This is a genomic window from Ectobacillus funiculus (assembly GCF_004138295.1).
GTDB lineage: Bacteria > Bacillota > Bacilli > Bacillales > Bacillaceae_G > Ectobacillus > Ectobacillus funiculus.
This window is the reverse complement of sequence record NZ_SCFM01000004.1, coordinates 29,624-45,688: the sequence shown is the minus strand read 5'-3', so window position 1 is coordinate 45,688 and position 16,065 is coordinate 29,624. Positions and strand designations below refer to the sequence as shown.

At 43.6% G+C, this 16,065-nt stretch carries 8 protein-coding genes; 4 read left to right on the top strand and 4 right to left on the bottom strand.

The genetic code is table 11. The features are described 5' to 3' along the window. Positions 1-130: 130 nt before the first annotated feature. The 4 genes from EP737_RS01700 (at position 131) to EP737_RS01685 (ending at position 3,992) form a co-directional block, all read left to right on the top strand. Entirely contained in the window at positions 131-343 is a 213-nt protein-coding gene (locus tag EP737_RS01700; RefSeq protein ID WP_129726199.1) for a methionine aminopeptidase, read from the top strand. Positions 344-706: 363 nt separating this feature from the next. Continuing rightward, entirely contained in the window at positions 707-982 is a 276-nt protein-coding gene (locus tag EP737_RS01695) for a hypothetical protein (protein ID WP_129726198.1), read from the top strand. A gap of 163 nt (positions 983-1,145) precedes the next feature. Next, positions 1,146-2,387, top strand: coding sequence for an NAD(P)/FAD-dependent oxidoreductase (locus tag EP737_RS01690; protein WP_129726197.1), 1,242 nt, complete (start codon positions 1,146-1,148; stop codon positions 2,385-2,387). Between the two features lie 348 nt (positions 2,388-2,735). After that, the gene (locus tag EP737_RS01685) at positions 2,736-3,992 is read left to right on the top strand and encodes a VanW family protein (RefSeq protein WP_129726196.1); all 1,257 of its coding nucleotides are present in this window, start codon (positions 2,736-2,738) and stop codon (positions 3,990-3,992) included. 349 nt (positions 3,993-4,341) lie between these two features. On the opposite strand, the gene EP737_RS01680 is transcribed toward EP737_RS01685, so the two are convergent. The 4 genes from EP737_RS01680 to EP737_RS01665 are packed head-to-tail and all read right to left on the bottom strand — an operon-like array spanning position 4,342 to position 15,702. After that, the gene (locus tag EP737_RS01680; RefSeq protein ID WP_129726195.1) at positions 4,342-5,049 is read right to left on the bottom strand and encodes a 4'-phosphopantetheinyl transferase superfamily protein; all 708 of its coding nucleotides are present in this window, start codon (positions 5,047-5,049) and stop codon (positions 4,342-4,344) included. Further along, a complete protein-coding gene (locus tag EP737_RS01675) occupies positions 5,046-10,256 on the bottom strand; it encodes an SDR family NAD(P)-dependent oxidoreductase (RefSeq protein ID WP_129726194.1) in 5,211 nt (1,736 codons plus the stop codon). Before EP737_RS01675 ends, EP737_RS01680 begins: the two co-directional genes overlap by 4 nt. Next, positions 10,253-10,843, bottom strand: a complete 591-nt coding sequence (locus EP737_RS01670) for a hypothetical protein (RefSeq protein WP_205650855.1) — start codon at positions 10,841-10,843, stop codon at positions 10,253-10,255. Before EP737_RS01670 ends, EP737_RS01675 begins: the two co-directional genes overlap by 4 nt. Further along, positions 10,843-15,702 carry a type I polyketide synthase gene (locus tag EP737_RS01665; protein WP_129726192.1) on the bottom strand — a complete coding sequence of 1,620 codons (4,860 nt, stop codon included), beginning with the start codon at positions 15,700-15,702 and terminating at the stop codon, positions 10,843-10,845. The genes EP737_RS01670 and EP737_RS01665 overlap by 1 nt, the downstream gene beginning before the upstream one ends. Between the last annotated feature and the right edge of the window lie 363 nt (positions 15,703-16,065).

Genomic DNA, 16,065 nt, shown 5'->3' with positions numbered 1-16,065 from the left:
ACCTTGTTAACCATTTTTATTCAAGTTCAAATCGCACTTCTTTTGTAAAAGAAAAGTGAAGCTGATCATGATCCGAGAATAAAATATCATCCTTCCTCACAAACTAAAGAAATGAATGGGAGGTGAGTAAATGGGACTCTTTAGTACAATTTCTAACTGGAGAACCGCAAGTTATGAAAAACATAAATCTAATATGCAATCACTAGGTCATTGTCCCGATTGCAGCGGAGCAGGCATGATTCTTTACCCTGCACTCAGCAGCTCGTTTTATATTCCTACGTATGATTGCCCAGGCTGTAATGGAAGCGGTTTATACACTGACTGGTTTGAGGCCAATCAATAAATCTTTTATTAAAAGGGATATCTCGTCTCTGAAAAGCCCAAAGAAGGGACAACTGCTACCTTAAAATTGTTAAAAATTATCGATCTAGGCAGTTTAAAACAAGTTAAGTTTACTATTGAACTTAATTTGTTTTTTTGTTCATAAAGCTTCTAGTTTCGTGCTTAACGCTAACCTTTAGTAAATTTTATGATTTTGCTTTTGACGACATGATTGTGACAACTTCTATAGACAAATAAAAAAATATATCTATTTAAAAACCTCCTCCCTAAAAATTATCTACAAATTAGTTAGCAGGAATGAATCCCCTAAACAGCGAACTATACTAACGTACGTAGACTTTTAATTGGGAAAGGGGTAAAGATGATGATATTTTCCGAATGGGATGAAGCATTCAGCCACCAGGACCCGCAGACAGAAACAGAAGCAGTTTCTCAACAACCTATCAATGATAATAATATTTTGCTTTTGTTGGACATAGCAAAGCAGCTAGACAAATGCATTAAAAGTTTAGAAGCGGAATACGGAGCAAAAGCTACAAAGCTTGCAGAAATTCCATTTAATCAGCTAATAGATTATATTTTCAATATTTGCAAAATAACTCCCTCTATCAACACCCGTAATATAAATCTTTCTAAATAAAAAGCAGTGCTACAGCTGCTTTTTTTTGTGTGCCGAACAATCTTCCTTTTGTTTTATAAACGAAATATGCACATATAAGTTAACCTTCGAAAGATAATGATAGTTACTTTTATCCTGATAATTAAGTGTAACGCTAGTATCTATAGGCAGGAGGCAGGGAAGGATGAAACAAAATTATGATGTCATCATTGTTGGAGCCCGTATTGCAGGGTCTACATTAGCTTATGAGCTATCAAAAAAAGGATATGACATTCTCCTCTTAGAGCGAAGTACCTTTCCAAGCGATATTTTGTCCACTCATAACTTTTTTAATAATTCTGTAGGTATGCTCAGAGAAATGGGTGTATTAGATCGATTACTTGCAACCAGAACACCAACATATAAGCGAGCTTATATACAATTTGACCAAAATATAATTGACGGTTCCTTTCCTGAAGTAAATGGTGAAACGGATTGTTTATGTATACGTCGTACATATCTTGATCAGATTTTGTTCGAACATGCCTCAGAGCACGAAAAAGTCACTGCGATAGAAGGATTTCGTGTGACTGACGTAGTTTCTAAGAATGGCAGAATAGAAGGAGTCATCGGAATAGATCAAGCAGGAAATACAAGCATCTATATGGCCAAACTCGTGATTGGGGCAGATGGCAGAAATTCCACAATTCGAAGATTAGTCAACAGTGAGAGATTAAAATCTGTCCCCACAGATTTTGCCTCCTATGTCGCCTATTTAGATCACTATCCCCAGAAGAATGAAATATGTACTGAATTCTATAAAATTAATGATAAATTATTAATTTCGTTTCCAACAAGTGATAATTTGTGCGTGATGGGCATTATGTTCCCACTAGAGGATATAGAATGGAGAGAAACCTTTAGGAGCAACCCTGTGCTAGGCTTCCGCTCCCTCATTAATACCGAATTTAGCAATACTGATCTTCCTGCTCGAATGCAAGACGCCCGCTTCGTAGGGCCGATTAGAGGACTTTTAGGCTACGACAACGATTGGTATAAAGGGATGGGCAAAGGATGGGCCTTAGTCGGAGATGCCGTGTCCTTTAAAGATCCTGCTGTAGGTCAAGGCATGCATGATGCGATCTATGAATCACGAATACTAAGTGAGATATTAAATACACATAGCTCTTGGGATGACAACTGGGAGGAAATGGCGAACACTTATCAAAACTTGATGGAATCAAAAATGAAAACACGATTTGAAATGGCATGCCAATTCACAAAAAATATTCCATTTTCAGATCAACAGCACTTCATAAACAGTATGATTGCCTCTGACTCTAACCTAACGCAAATGTTTCTCGGTGTATATAACTATACGTTTGAACCCCAAGATTTAGAGAATAAAATTAAAGAACTCATTGCTAGAGGACTTAAAAATGAATAGGGATTTTATCGTATTGAAAAAGATAGGTCTGATACAAAGATCTTTTACAAAAAACGTAAAAAGAACTTCTTGTTAAATCTCGGATTATGATCCAATCCCAAAACATTTATCCATAAATGTTTTCGATTTTGGACAGATTTCACTTTGGTGAAGCTGTCCCTTTTTTAGTAGCTGATAGCTTTATTATTTTTCAAAGTCACAGCAGCCTTACACATAACAAAACAATAACAAAACTTGTTTTATAATTACAATTTTTACCATAAAATGTTATAATAGTTTAAGAATATTCTAAATTTTCATATCATTCATATACTGCATCACTATACTGTTTGCTATAGGAGGAGACAAATGAATGTACGAAAGTGGATTATCGGATCTGTAGTGGCTAGTGGAATTGGTCTTTGTATTACAGGGGGGGTAGCCTATCAATATGTTTCTGCCATGAACAAACAGTTAGATACCTACGTTTTGCCCCATACGACTTTTGAAGATACCCCCCTAGGCGGAAAAACAAAGCAGGAAGTTGAAGAAATTGTCCAAAAAAGAATAGATCAGATGAATCAACAATCTATGAGGTATTCCCTACAAAATACTATAAGCACCTATACATGGCAGGAGATAGGAGTTCAGTACAAGGGTACGAATATTGCGGATCAAATCTTTAAAAATCAAAAAGGGACAATTCTAGAACGCTACAAACTGCGCAAACAGGCAGAGAACGGAAAAACACAGCAAAACTATCATCTCAATGCTTACTTAGACTCTTCAAAATATGACGTATTTATCAAAGATAAATATAACGAAATTGTCTCATCCCCACAAAATGCTTCTCTTTCTGCTACAGGACCAAATATCACTATTATCCCAAGCAAGGATGGAGAAAAAGTAGATAAAGGGAAGATGAAATCTTTAACAGAACAAGCAGTGAAATCCATAAATACGGATATTCAAGTACCTATTGCTGCAGTAAAACCGGAGCGGACAACAGAGGATATACAAAATATGGGGGTAAAGGAAATTATTGCAGAATATCGTACACCTACGAGCGGCAGAAATAGCAATCAACTATTTAATGAAAGTCGAGCAGCTGCGGCGTTAAGCAATACGCTTGTCGCGCCAAATGAAGTCTTCAGCTTTAATGGCCGAGTCGGAGTAACCGATGCTGCTAATGGGTATAAGCTAGCAGCTGCATACGTGAATGGAAAAGTGCAACAAAGTGCAGGCGGTGGCGTTTGCCAAGTGAGCACTACATTATATGGTGCTGTCTTACGTGCAGACCTTTCTATTGAAGAGCGAAGCAATCACTCTATGCCTGTTCATTACGTGCCGCTCGGACAAGACGCTACTGTCGCAGATTACGGACCAGATTTCAAGTTTAAAAACAATACCGAACATTATATCTATCTTCAGGCTGGAATTGAAGGTAATCAGGTTGTTGTTCGTATTTTTGGAACAAGCACAGGAAAAAGCGTCGATATTTCCTCCAAAGTAGTAAGTGAAACGAATAACAGCATAGTGGCCGTAACTTACAAAACAGTAACACAAAATGGCCAAGTGATTCAGAGTGGTCTGCTCGATAGAAGCATTTACAAAAAATCTACCTGAAAATACATATTATAATACCATCCCTTCTTACCGATAACGAAATTAGCTGTAAGAAGGGATGGTTTCTATAACATAAAGAAAACTCGCCGATTGGCGAGCCCTGCTCTTGGGCGAAGACAGAGGCGTAGTTGCCCTTATACTGTATTCCTAAAATTTCTCTCTACGTCGAATGACCTTCTAGCTAGAAATTTATACTTTCCTACAGTGTAAAAAAGATGGATTCTAAAACTGCACAAAGAACTACATGCCAATTCATCATATAAAAAATATAAGGAAGAAGAAATTTAGCTCTTTCCCCATCCTATGCAGCATGTCTGATGCTCACCGTAGTTTTATTTGTTTCATCTGGCTATTCCCCTGTCAACAATACAATAACCTGCCGGTCTTGAATGGAGAAGTATCCATCAAGTATCCTTAGTTCTGGCGCGTCCCCCGTTTCATGATGCACATAGCATGCAGCATGAAACTGCTTCTGGAAAAACAAGCTTTGAGAGACTGTTTGGGAAAGAGGAATAATTTGTGTCATCGGCAATGTACCGCGCAGTCCGATCCCCAGCCATTTTAGAAAAGCCTCCTTTGCAGCAAAACCAGTACACACTGCAAGTGGATGGTTGCAGTCGCTCCTGAGCCAATCTGCCCATGCTTGTAGTTCCTCTGGTTGAAACACATCCTGAACAAAAGCGTCATTGTACGTCTCTATAGTAACGTTATCAATTCCTATTCGGGTATGCGAGGCTGCTGCATACGCTTTTTTGTCAGCATGTGTAATCGAGAGATGTATCTCTGGCAATATTGTTCCTGCATCATCACTCACAGCGCAGGGCTTCCCAGCTTCATTTCCATGTTCCGTTCGCAAAATAGAAAGTGGAAGGGAATCCGGGAGAGAGAGATGCGAGCGAATGGCCAGTTTAGCAGCCACTCTTCCCGCAATAAAATCTCCAATACGTTTTGGCGTTGCTTTTTCACTTAATAGCTTCCTCTCGCTCACCGTAATGCACGACAAAGCTTGAAGCGGTGGGCTTACTGGACAGAAAGCCAACGAAAAACCCTCTGTCATCGTATAATCCTCCTTGCAAGGAACTTGTCAATTTCCATAATCGTATCTCCATTTTCGCCAATAACATATATATTGGAGGTAATATCCATATCGCTTCTCTCACAGATCCGGCTGTATACCTTGACTCGCTCATCATCTCTTCTTCTTCTGCCGAACAAAATCGTTTCCATAGAAACCGGCAGGCTAACTTCAGAGGAATGGAAGGAATCAACATTTACGGCAATTTGCATCGCAATATCGACTAAGAACGGATCAATCTGAAACGTCGGCGCACTTGTGAAGGAAAACAGCTTCCGTTGAATGGGAGGTGCCGCTTCTGCCGTCCCCTCTCTCCTATTCACCATGTATTCTCCGGCCCGACAAAACAGCGGACCGATTTGTAGAGCGTCATAACGTAAGTTATCGTATACACTTGCGTAAGCAGTACCCTTAACAGCAGGAATGAACCTCTTTACTATATCCGTTCCCTGCTTTGTAAAAGTAAACAGAGCAAAGGCTGTTACACGATCCTTTTGCAAAATTCGCCCTTTTACGAGTAAATCCGTTAATCCTCTCACCGCTATAATTCGCTGTCCGTTCTTCTCTTCTACGAGAGAAGCTTCTGCTCGTATGATGACAGGCTGATCTGAAAATAATTTTACAGGGTGGACTACTTGAAATTGTTGAACAGATTGAACAGTCCATCCAGGTGAGCTAACAGCGGCAGCCTCAGCAAGCATTTCTAAATGGCAAACCATCGGAAAAATAGGAATTCCATCTAAGCAATGCTGCTCCAAATACAAATCTTTCTCTCTTGTAATCGTCCGCTCAATGACTGTTGTTTGTAATGTGCTCTCCTTGAGAGAATCAATAAATGGCCAATCCCCAGAGTTAATAGGAATATGGCGATCCTGGAATACCAACAAACGTTTCCCTTGTCCATCTGCCCCAGCGCCGCTAAAGGGCCATTTTCTCAAAAACTTCTCTCCAACATTTAAAACTTCCTTATCTCTCCCTAGCGTCAATTCACTGATAAACCAGTAAATACCCTCTTCTGTAGAAGTAAACGGGACACCGCTGCTTTTCAATGCTTCCGTCACAGATGAGTCAGAAACAGCTGCACCGACAGATTGCCATGCTGTCCAGTTAAGTGTAGCGTGGTGTAACCCTGCCCGTTGACGGCATTTCGCAACAAGCAGAGCTGACATTAAGGAATTTGCCGCACTATAATCAGCCTGACCCTTGTTGCCAAATCGTCCTGCTCCGGAACCAAAGCAAAGAAAAGATTGCAGTGGAATGTTCTTCGTCGCTTCCAAAAGATGACACATTCCGATAACCTTTGTTTCAATTGTACGCTGAATAATTTCTTTTGTCTTTTTCGGAATAATCATTGACCACTCGACCATCGCCCCGTGAATAACCCCATCAAGTCTGCCATATCGCTTCAGAATGTCCTGAACCATATTATGAACCTGATTACTATCATTGATATCGCATACTTCATATACAATGCCCAACCGCTTTGCTTTTTTCATATTTTGATAGAGTTCTCGTTCCTTTACTAAGCGGGCAAACGCCTTTTTAAAACTGGCAGGAGTAAACGAGGATACTGTTTGATGCTGCTTGATAAGCTGCTCCCGTTCGTAGGCAGCAAATTCTTCATCATCCATCTCTAACCATGGAGCAGATTCATCCTCTATTTTTGTCCGACCGCAAACAATAACTGTCACTCCTAATAACGCAAGTGCAACAGCACACTCAAACACAATACCGCGGCCGCCGCCGGAAAATACATATACGTCGCCTTCGCGGATAAAACGTGCCAACGGTGTCTGGTCAGAAAAATTGGCTTGTTTATGATGAACAACATAACGTCTATCCCCATATGCCACTTCCATTCGATCATTTCCGTCTTCTACTTCCTGTATTACGCTCGAAATCATAGTCTCCATTAATGCATGAGCAGGAAAGTCAATCGTTTTTGCCAGAACGGCTGGCAACTCTTGTTTAATAGATTTTAGCACCCCCTGCAAAAAAGCACCTAGCACATTACCATAGTCACAATCTGTGAGACCAAGATTCCCTCCTAAACATGTAACAGCGATATAACAGGAAGTAAGCGGCTTTGCCTGTTCAAAGCGGTCATAAAAGTATCGCAGCAGCATAAACGTAAAATCACTCATTCTCCCTATCTCTTCAGATAATTTATCAGCTGGCATTCTGAGCAATTCCGGTCTCTCCTGCAGGGCGCGAAGATCAAGAATACCATTCAACTCGCCGTACCTCTTCTCCCATAAGGCAAGCTTTGTATGAAACATCTCCTCTGTTATCACTTCTGCAGGAAAGAGGGAAAGAACCGTAGCACCGCGTTGCTCAAGTGATTTTTGGTATACACGCCATTTATCACCCCCATCCTGTACAAGGACGATTCGTTTTCCTTGAAGCGGAAACAATGCTGTCCTTTGAGGGAGTGATACGGGTACAAGTTCTACAGTAAAACGGTCAGACTGAAGGGGATGAAGAGGTCGGTGGATAGGCTGTGAGAATAGAGCTGGCATAGTTTCCTTATTAAATTCCTTCCACTCTTCCAAAACAAGAAAATAGTTAATGCCCCCAAGTCCAAACGCGCTTACCCCTGCGCGTCGAGTGTCTTCTTCTCTGCTTCCCCATATCCTGGCCTCCGTAGCAAGATTAGGCAGCAATAGAGAAGAGCGACGATCCGTATAGCTGGGCGGAATAACCTTTTCATGTAAGGCTAGTACTGTTTTAATAAGACCAATTATGCCTGCTGCGGAGCTGAGATGTCCGATCTGTGACTTGATAGCACCGATGGAATATGGTTTATAGTTATGATAGTCCCCAAATACCATTTGATATGTGCTCATTTCAGTTTCATCACCTAGGCGAGTTCCGGTGCCGTGTGCTTCTATATGCGAAAGATCCGCAGCTTTCAGATGCGCTGCTTGTATCGCTCTCTCAATGGAGCGTTTTTGCCCTTGACTGCTCGGCGCAAGCACTGAAGTCCCTCTTCCATCACTGGAAGCACCAATGCCACCAACAACAGCATAAATATGATTGTTGTCACGAATGGCATCAGACAACCTTTTTAGCACGATGGCTCCTGCTCCTTCCGCTGGCACAAATCCATCAGAATCTTGATGAAATGGCGGTATGCCTTTTGTAGACAGGGCACCTATAACGTGCAGCGTCAAGTTATATTCAGGAACCAAATGATGCGCGACACCCCCAGCAATAACAACATCCGCAAGATTGGCGCGCAGGTGATGAACAGCAGCTTCCACAGCAGCCAGAGACGAAGCACAAGTAGCATCGACTGATAGAATACTTCCGCCCGCCCCTAGAACCTTTGCCACATAATAGGCATTTGTTATGCCTGTGCTTGCTGCGTAAAAATCATATGTTTGCACATTCTCTTGCTTATAATGAGAGATCATGCTCTGGAGCACCCTTGAACTTATATCCAAGGATACACCCTTTTTTTGAAAAACTGTACGGACACGCTTCATGTAGTCTGTAAAAAACACTAGCTTATTTTTAGCATTTTCCGACTCTCGAATCGGTAATTGGCCAAATACAACATCAATTCTGCTTTTATCCGCTTCTAGATTCGTTAGTCCTGCTTGCCCGGCCGCCTCCATAGCAGCTAGCAGGGAAAGGGTAACGCCCCCGTCCAGACAGCTCAGCTCCTCTGCGGAAAGTCCCCATTCCTCTGTGTTAAGCTCCGGTATTTGTACGACTCCTGCCAGACGTGACGGAGCGTACGTATTCAATTCTTCATTCTTGGCAATGATTTTGTCAAAGCTCCATTTTCGCTCCGGTAAATTGCCAAAACTTCGGTAGCCGAGCTTTGTATGCTTCCAAAACAGCTCAAGGTTCCCTGAACCAGGAACAATTGCCCCCATGCCGACAATAGCAATTGGCTCTGTCGACATGCACAAATCCCCAACTTGGTGTTTTAACGATATAGCCCGAGCGCTTAAAATAGCATGATAAGCAGCTGGAGCAATTCCTGTATCACTTACTGCGCTGAAACCAGACGTATTTTCATTATAAAATAATGTCAGTGCTTCCCTTACGATTGCTATCATCCCAGATGCAGCCTGCAGGAATCCAATATGAGGCACACAGGATGTGACTGACACATTCCCTCCCCGCTGTTGAACCTCGTATACAGAGGAGAGTCCTTTTAACTCAGCCTTTTCCCAAAAGCTAAGACCACGATTCCGACTCTCAATCCTCGTCACACTGCCAGGGGAGGTTCCTGCGCGTTGTAAAGCCTGTCGGGCAGCTTTTTCTACAGCAAGCGCGACGTCTCGTTCGTTCGTACGATTGTGTATGACGGAAGATGCAATTCCTTCTATATATCCGTATACCTTTCTCTCTCCAATATCATTCTCACGCATCAGAACGATTGCCGCTCCCCCCTCGCCTAAAACCGGCATAAAAGAGAAGGATGGATCTTCCATATATTCTACAATGCTGGATGCTGTAATAAGCGGGGAAATTCCAGCAACTACAGCAAACTCGCACACATTTTCACGAAGTGCAAGAACCGCCTCCTCGACCGCGGCCAAGGAACTGCAAGTTCCAGCATCAATTGCGGTATGACCGCCGTGCATATTGTACAAGTTCGCGATTCTCCCAGCAACGATACTAGCAGATGTTGTCATCGTATCAGGACGGATCGAGGGTACTGTTTGCTTATGCAGCGCTAACACTTCATCGCGTATACTTGCCAAGCGGGGAGAGACATCCTGTAATGCCAATTCTAATATGTGGGTGAACTCTCCTTGACGAATACGCGGACCGTGATCTGTTTCCGGTGAAGGACCAAATGTACTAGATGCAACGTACACTCTCCCTTTTGCTGCAAGCTCCGTTCCCTGCTTGATTCCTCCATCGCGCAGCGCCTCATGCATAACAGAAAGTCCTACCTTCTCCATTGGATGCATATGGCGAATTTGTTCTGGCGGAATCGGGAAATCACGGTAATCAATCTCAGGAATTTCGACAAGCGCCCCAACATTCTCCCCTTTTCCTCCCAACCCCCAGCAGACTTCATACATATTTCTATCAAAGCGCTCTAGTGGAATACTTCCCGTCACCAGCTTACCCTCTGACACTAGTTCCCAGAACCCTTGCAATGTATGGGCACCAGGCACTCTACATGACATGCCGACGATGGCAATTCGTGTTTTCACGCTCATTCCTCTCCCTTCCCCCTGTCCGTTTCACCAATTGTCAGTGACTGATCTAGCTTCACTGCAGCATCCGTTCCCTTCTCTCTGCTTCCAGACATCTCTTTCCAATAAGCCAGTACGCGTCCGTGCCTATCAATGAGGGTGAGATCAGCCCGATACTCTGTATATCGCATGGACAACAGCTCCACAATTAAATACTTTTCTCGCTGATGTATATCATCACTGCAGCATATCATATCCCCTATATCGCTTATCCTGACTTTCCGTCCATACTGATACCACCAGGTGTAAACAGCGACGAAGCATGCGGCCTCGGTCAAAGACTGGAATCGTTCAGCAAGAGTTTTATCCATCTGTTTCATGTTCACTTTCGCAATCATACCCCAACTTCCATCATGCTGAAGCCATTCAATAACCATACCTGCTCCTAAAAACGCCCTGCTTTCCTCCTGTACCCCAGCATACTGCAATTGACTTGCTGCGCGTTGGTTCATAGCTCGGATTGTTTCTGTAAAATCAGATCGCAGCCTATGAGTCGTTGGCTTATAGGCTGCAATCCACTTTTTTGACTCGAGCTCGGGATTAGAGGGCATTATTCGAAAAAAGACGGTTTCTTTCCTTCTGTTAATCGAGTCTGGAAATACGTTATAATTTTTCGGAGGGTATGATAATCACGGACGCGAAAACCTGATTCTTGTTCCAAGCCAAATTGTTGCCGGACATCTGCTAAAATAGCGACTTGCTTGACTGTGTCAATGCCAAGGTCGGCTTCTAAATCCAGGTCAAGTTCCAGCATGTCTGCCGGGTATCCTGTGCGTTCTACAATACGATCTACGATAACCTGGCGTACGTCCTGCTCCGCGAAGAGTGTAGATTTTTTGACGTTGCTTTCAGTTGCCGGCTGCGGCGGTTCTTCGTTTACAAAAGACTTTCTTGCGGCATATACCGCCTCTGTTCGTTTTGAAAACTTCTCTGGCTCCTTCCATACCGTCGCCTGTTGCTCCAATTGCGGCTGCATTGCGTCTTGCAGTGCTGTCGGCTCCTCTACCACTCTTAAGCTGTCCGACACGGGTACCTTCACCTCTTTGCTGCCGGATTTCAATTGTACAAATGCATCAATCATGTCTCGTAACGACTTGAGGAATAAAAGGGTCGCATCATCTTCTCCCTTTCCCGAAACAACTTTGGATACCCCTTGCAGTAAACCGGCTGCGGCAGTTGTCTCTTCACTTGTTTGGTTTTTATATTCCATGCTCTTAACCGTCCTTTCTTTATTAGCAGATACAGGTGTTAATCGGCCTTTTCCATGTACAAACATACAAGCCAGTGCGCGGTGAATTTGTTCAACTTCGCCAATCTTAGGATGCAAAGAGGCTTGCACATAAAAGTCTTTCCCTTCCAATATTTCTGAAATAAACGTACTAATTGCCCACTTAGGGCCACATTCTATAAACAATTGCATCCCCGCCTCATGGGCATTCTCAACTGCCTGCTGCAGGCGGACAGGTTCAACAAATTGACTTTCGAGCAATGCCGGATAATCATCAACACGCAGATAACGAAGACTGCTTCCCGTAATCGTTGAGATGATATCGTACACTGGTTGATAGAATGTACACGTATCTAATGCACTCCGATACGGCTTTTTTGCATGTGAAATCAGCAAAGAATGATAGCCATGCGATACAGGAAGCAACTCTGTCTGGATACCCGCCTTTTCATAGATACCACGCAAAGCCCGAATTGCTTCGGTTTCCCCTGACACAATACACATCCGTGGACTGTTGTCGGCAGAAATATCACAATAGCCGCTCACTTCCTTAAAGTACTCCCTCGCTTCCATGGCACTGCAGTAAACTGTCAGCATTTTTCCTGCATCCTCTGTTGATAAGGAGAGGACTGACAACGTTCTTTCTCTTACCACCCTGAGGGCATCTCGAAGTGACAGAGCTTCAGCGGCGACAAATGCGGCCAACTCCCCTGCGCTCTGTCCGATTGCTGCATCAAATTCTAATCCGTACGCCCGCAGTAACGTAAACATGGCACAATTTATAGCGAACACCGCACAATGAATATCCTCATCCGTTTGTTGAAAATCCTTTGAACGCTCCGTGAAAAAAGTACTGCTCAAGGTTCTCCCGCATAGCACCTGATATTCTTCGTCTACCTGCGCCATAAACTCAGCTGCCAAAGGGAAGTGCTCGAGCGCTTCTCTCAGCATGTTTGGGTATTGGCTCCCTTGACCAGGAAAGACAACCGCAACTTTCAAGTTCGGATCGATTTCAGCTGTGAATATCCCTTGTTGCCGTAAAAAGTTAAGATTAATTCCTTTAGAAATAGCTGTTACAAGTAGTCTGGTCTTTCTTAACAGCTCCCGTGAATTGTTGGCAACGATGGCCACGCGATACAGACCGGGATGCATGGGAGGAACGGCCTGCTGCATCCTGCGTATCACTAACAAGTACTTCTCATCAGGCTGTTCTTCTAGAGTTTGCGCAGCCTGAAGCAAGCTCAAGGCACAATCTGAGAGGCTCGCCCCCTGTGTGACTGCAATCGGCAGAACATTGCTGCACTGCGAAGTTTCATGGGAAAGGAAAGAATCAAACTGCTGCTCGGTCACTTTATATTCTTCGAGTATCATATGACTGTTAGCTCCGCCTAATCCAAATCCGCTTACTCCAGCCCTCCGCGGTTCATGATATTCCGTCTCCCATCGCTCACAGGATGTCACAACTTGGATTATTTCCCTAGTACTGTTCAGCTTTGGATTTACAACTTCTATATTAATAGACGGCGGGATTACTCCCTCACGCAAAGCAAACACGGTTTTCATTACCGCCGGAACAGCAGCAGCGGCCAATAGATGACCTATATTCGATTTTACTGATCCGATTTGCAGTGGTTTTGTTCTATCCGTACCATACGCCTTCAAAAGCGCCTCAATCTCAGTTGCATCTCCCATGACCGTTCCAGTACCATGGCACTCCACGTAATCAACTTGTTCCGGAGACACTCTGGCCTGCCTAAGCGCCTGCACCATTGCACTTGCTTCACCTTCGAGCGACGGCGAGAGAATAGAACCGCTTTTCCCATCAGATGTAGCTGCAACCGAGCGAATAAGAGTAAGTATATTCTGTCCATCACGTTTTGCATCCGATAAACGTCGCAAAACAAAAAATCCTGCTCCTTCTCCGGGAACAAAGCCATCTGCCCGTGCATCAAACGGCCGAATCCCATCAGCTGATAATGCTTGAATTCCGCATCCCCCCACATAAAATTCTGGGGTCATATCAGCATTAATGCCTCCTACTAACACAACATCACTTTTTTTATGACGGAGAGATTGCACAGCAGCTAAAAAAGCAAGGTGGGTTGAACAACAGGCACCATCGATGGCCAGCTGCGTTCCCTTAAAATTAAAATGCTTTGCAACACGGCCGGCTGCAAGACTGCCTAAATAGCCCGCCAGCGTATCTTCTGTAATCTTTGGACGCTGATCCATAAAACATTGTTCTGCCTCATCCAAAATACAGCGCTGTAGGGCAGGAGAAATGATGTATTCCTGCTCTTCGAGAACTCTCGCAAAAATATTGCGGATTTCCTGATAGTTTACACGAACATCAGCAAGAAGCTTTTTAGTTTGGTAAGGTAAAAATCCCAGCATAACAGACACTTGCTCTCCATCCCATATGTTCGGATCATAGCCGGCATTTTGAAGGGCTTGTTCAACACAAGTTAAAGCAAGTTGATGAGCTTCATCAATATATGGGGCAGAGGATGGGGGGATTCGCCATTTTAAAGGGTCCCGCTCTGTATGGGAAAGAAACCCACCTAACTTTGTATAAGATTTTTCTGGAACTGCCCGGGAACTATCATAAAATAATTCACTGTCAAATCGTTCATCGGGGATTTCTGTAACCGAATCCTTTCCTTGCAGCAAGTTTGACCAAAATGTTTCCTTATCAGCAGCATCAGGAAATATCCCTGACATTCCAATAATCGCGATTGGCTCCTCCTCAAAATCGGAATATACTCCAGTTTTACATGCTGTATATTGGGAAGAATATGCTTCTAGCACAGCATGATAATTAATTCCTCCAAAGGCAAAAGAACTAATACCTGCCCGCGGTAAGAATGTTCCGTCTTGTGGCTGCAATGCAATCGGTTGTAAAGGAACGGTAAATGGAGTGGATGCGAGCTGCATTTGTAGGTTTGACGTATGAAAGCTAACTTGAGGAGGGATGAGTCCATGGTACAGCGTCAATATCGTTCGCAACAGTCCCGCAGCGCCTGCGGCCGCCCCTAAGTGGCCAATATTTGCCTTCACTGATCCAAGGATAATGCGATACGAGGCTTCTTCATGAAAGCTAGAGAGAGCTTTCACTTCACTCACATCTCCTAACTGTGTGCCTGTAGCATGACACTCAATATAGCTAATTGTTTTCGGATCTACATGAGCGTCTTCATAAGCACGTTTCATCGCAAGGGCCTGACCTTGATGATCCGGCGCAAGCAGAGATCTTCCACTCCCATCAGAAGAGCTGCCGATCCCTTTAATGACAGCATAAATATGCTCTTCATCCCGCACTGCGTCCTCCAGCCTCTTTAAGGCAAACATAGCTGTTCCTTCCCCTAGAAGTGTTCCATCCGCCTCCCCATCGAGCGGTCGGATAATAGACTTCGACAGGCCGCCTAGCTTAGAGAAAGCAATCATGTTCAGCGGGGTCAAAATTTCGCTTGCCCCTCCGACAAGCGAAAGATCCACACTTCCTTCCTGCAGCGAGCGAATTCCTATCTCCAGCGCAGCCAGCGAGGAAGCGTATCCAGCATCAACAGCAACGTGAGGACCTTTTATATCGAAATACTGCGCAATTCGGCCACACGCAACGCTTGCGAGTGAATGAACAATTAAATTTTCAACCCCCGCTGAGTTTAGGGATTTTCCTATACTATGCTTTATAGAACCTATAACTTTTTCCTGGATGTTATTAGGTAAGGATAAAAAGCTTGAACTCATCTTGAGAGCCTCAAGCATTACATCTCTATGAATTTGTAAACCAGTATCCTTTTGCCATCCTGATCCAATAGACCCAATGTAAATTCCGGTCCGATCCGTTGGCAGCAGCCGAACACCCTCTAACGCCTGTGCACCTGCATCTAAAATCATAAATTGCATCGGACTGCTTGCTTGCACCTCAGATGGCGGAATGCGAAACTTTTTCCAATCAAACTCATAATTTTCAATTGCTCCAGCTGTAATCGTGTATGTTTTATCTACTGCATCAGGATCTGAGTCGTGAAAAACCTCCCAATTCCATCTATGGTGAACGTTTAGGGAGCGTAACGATGTATGTCCCTTCCTATTATTCTCCCAAAACTGCTGCGGCGTAAACGCATCGGGCAAAACACAACCAAGTCCGACAACCGCTATTTCTTTTCCATACTGATTCAACTACTATTCCTCCTTGCCTGGATACTGTCTCACTTCCTTTGAGGAATGGCTCCTTCCCCCGTCCTTACCTTCCTACCCCACGCTTTATACAATAATCTGAAACTATAAAAAGAAGACCAGTTACAAGAATATTCAGTAAACAGCAGTTCTATTCATTCACTATAGATCTTCACACTTTTTGGCTATCGGAAATACATGAAGGAATCGGGCTGAAGGTACAAAAAAGTTCGCGTAAAGAAAACTCACCGACTGGCGAGCCCTGCCCTTTTGGGAAGACAAAGGCGTAGCCCTACTTATACTGTATTCCTAACATTTCCAACTACGTCGAATTTACTTCCAGCTGGAAATTTATACATTCCTACA

What these genes read in the sequence shown, in the direction of transcription:
- EP737_RS01700 (WP_129726199.1), top strand. Translation starts at nt 131, where the DNA reads ATGGGACTCTTTAGTACAATTTCTAACTGGAGAACCGCAAGTTATGAA.
- EP737_RS01695 (WP_129726198.1), top strand. Translation starts at nt 707, where the DNA reads ATGATATTTTCCGAATGGGATGAAGCATTCAGCCACCAGGACCCGCAG.
- EP737_RS01680 (WP_129726195.1), bottom strand. Translation starts at nt 5,049, where the DNA reads ATGACAGAGGGTTTTTCGTTGGCTTTCTGTCCAGTAAGCCCACCGCTT.
- EP737_RS01670 (WP_205650855.1), bottom strand. Translation starts at nt 10,843, where the DNA reads ATGCCCTCTAATCCCGAGCTCGAGTCAAAAAAGTGGATTGCAGCCTAT.
- EP737_RS01690 (WP_129726197.1), top strand. Translation starts at nt 1,146, where the DNA reads ATGAAACAAAATTATGATGTCATCATTGTTGGAGCCCGTATTGCAGGG.
- EP737_RS01685 (WP_129726196.1), top strand. Translation starts at nt 2,736, where the DNA reads ATGAATGTACGAAAGTGGATTATCGGATCTGTAGTGGCTAGTGGAATT.
- EP737_RS01675 (WP_129726194.1), bottom strand. Translation starts at nt 10,256, where the DNA reads ATGAGCGTGAAAACACGAATTGCCATCGTCGGCATGTCATGTAGAGTG.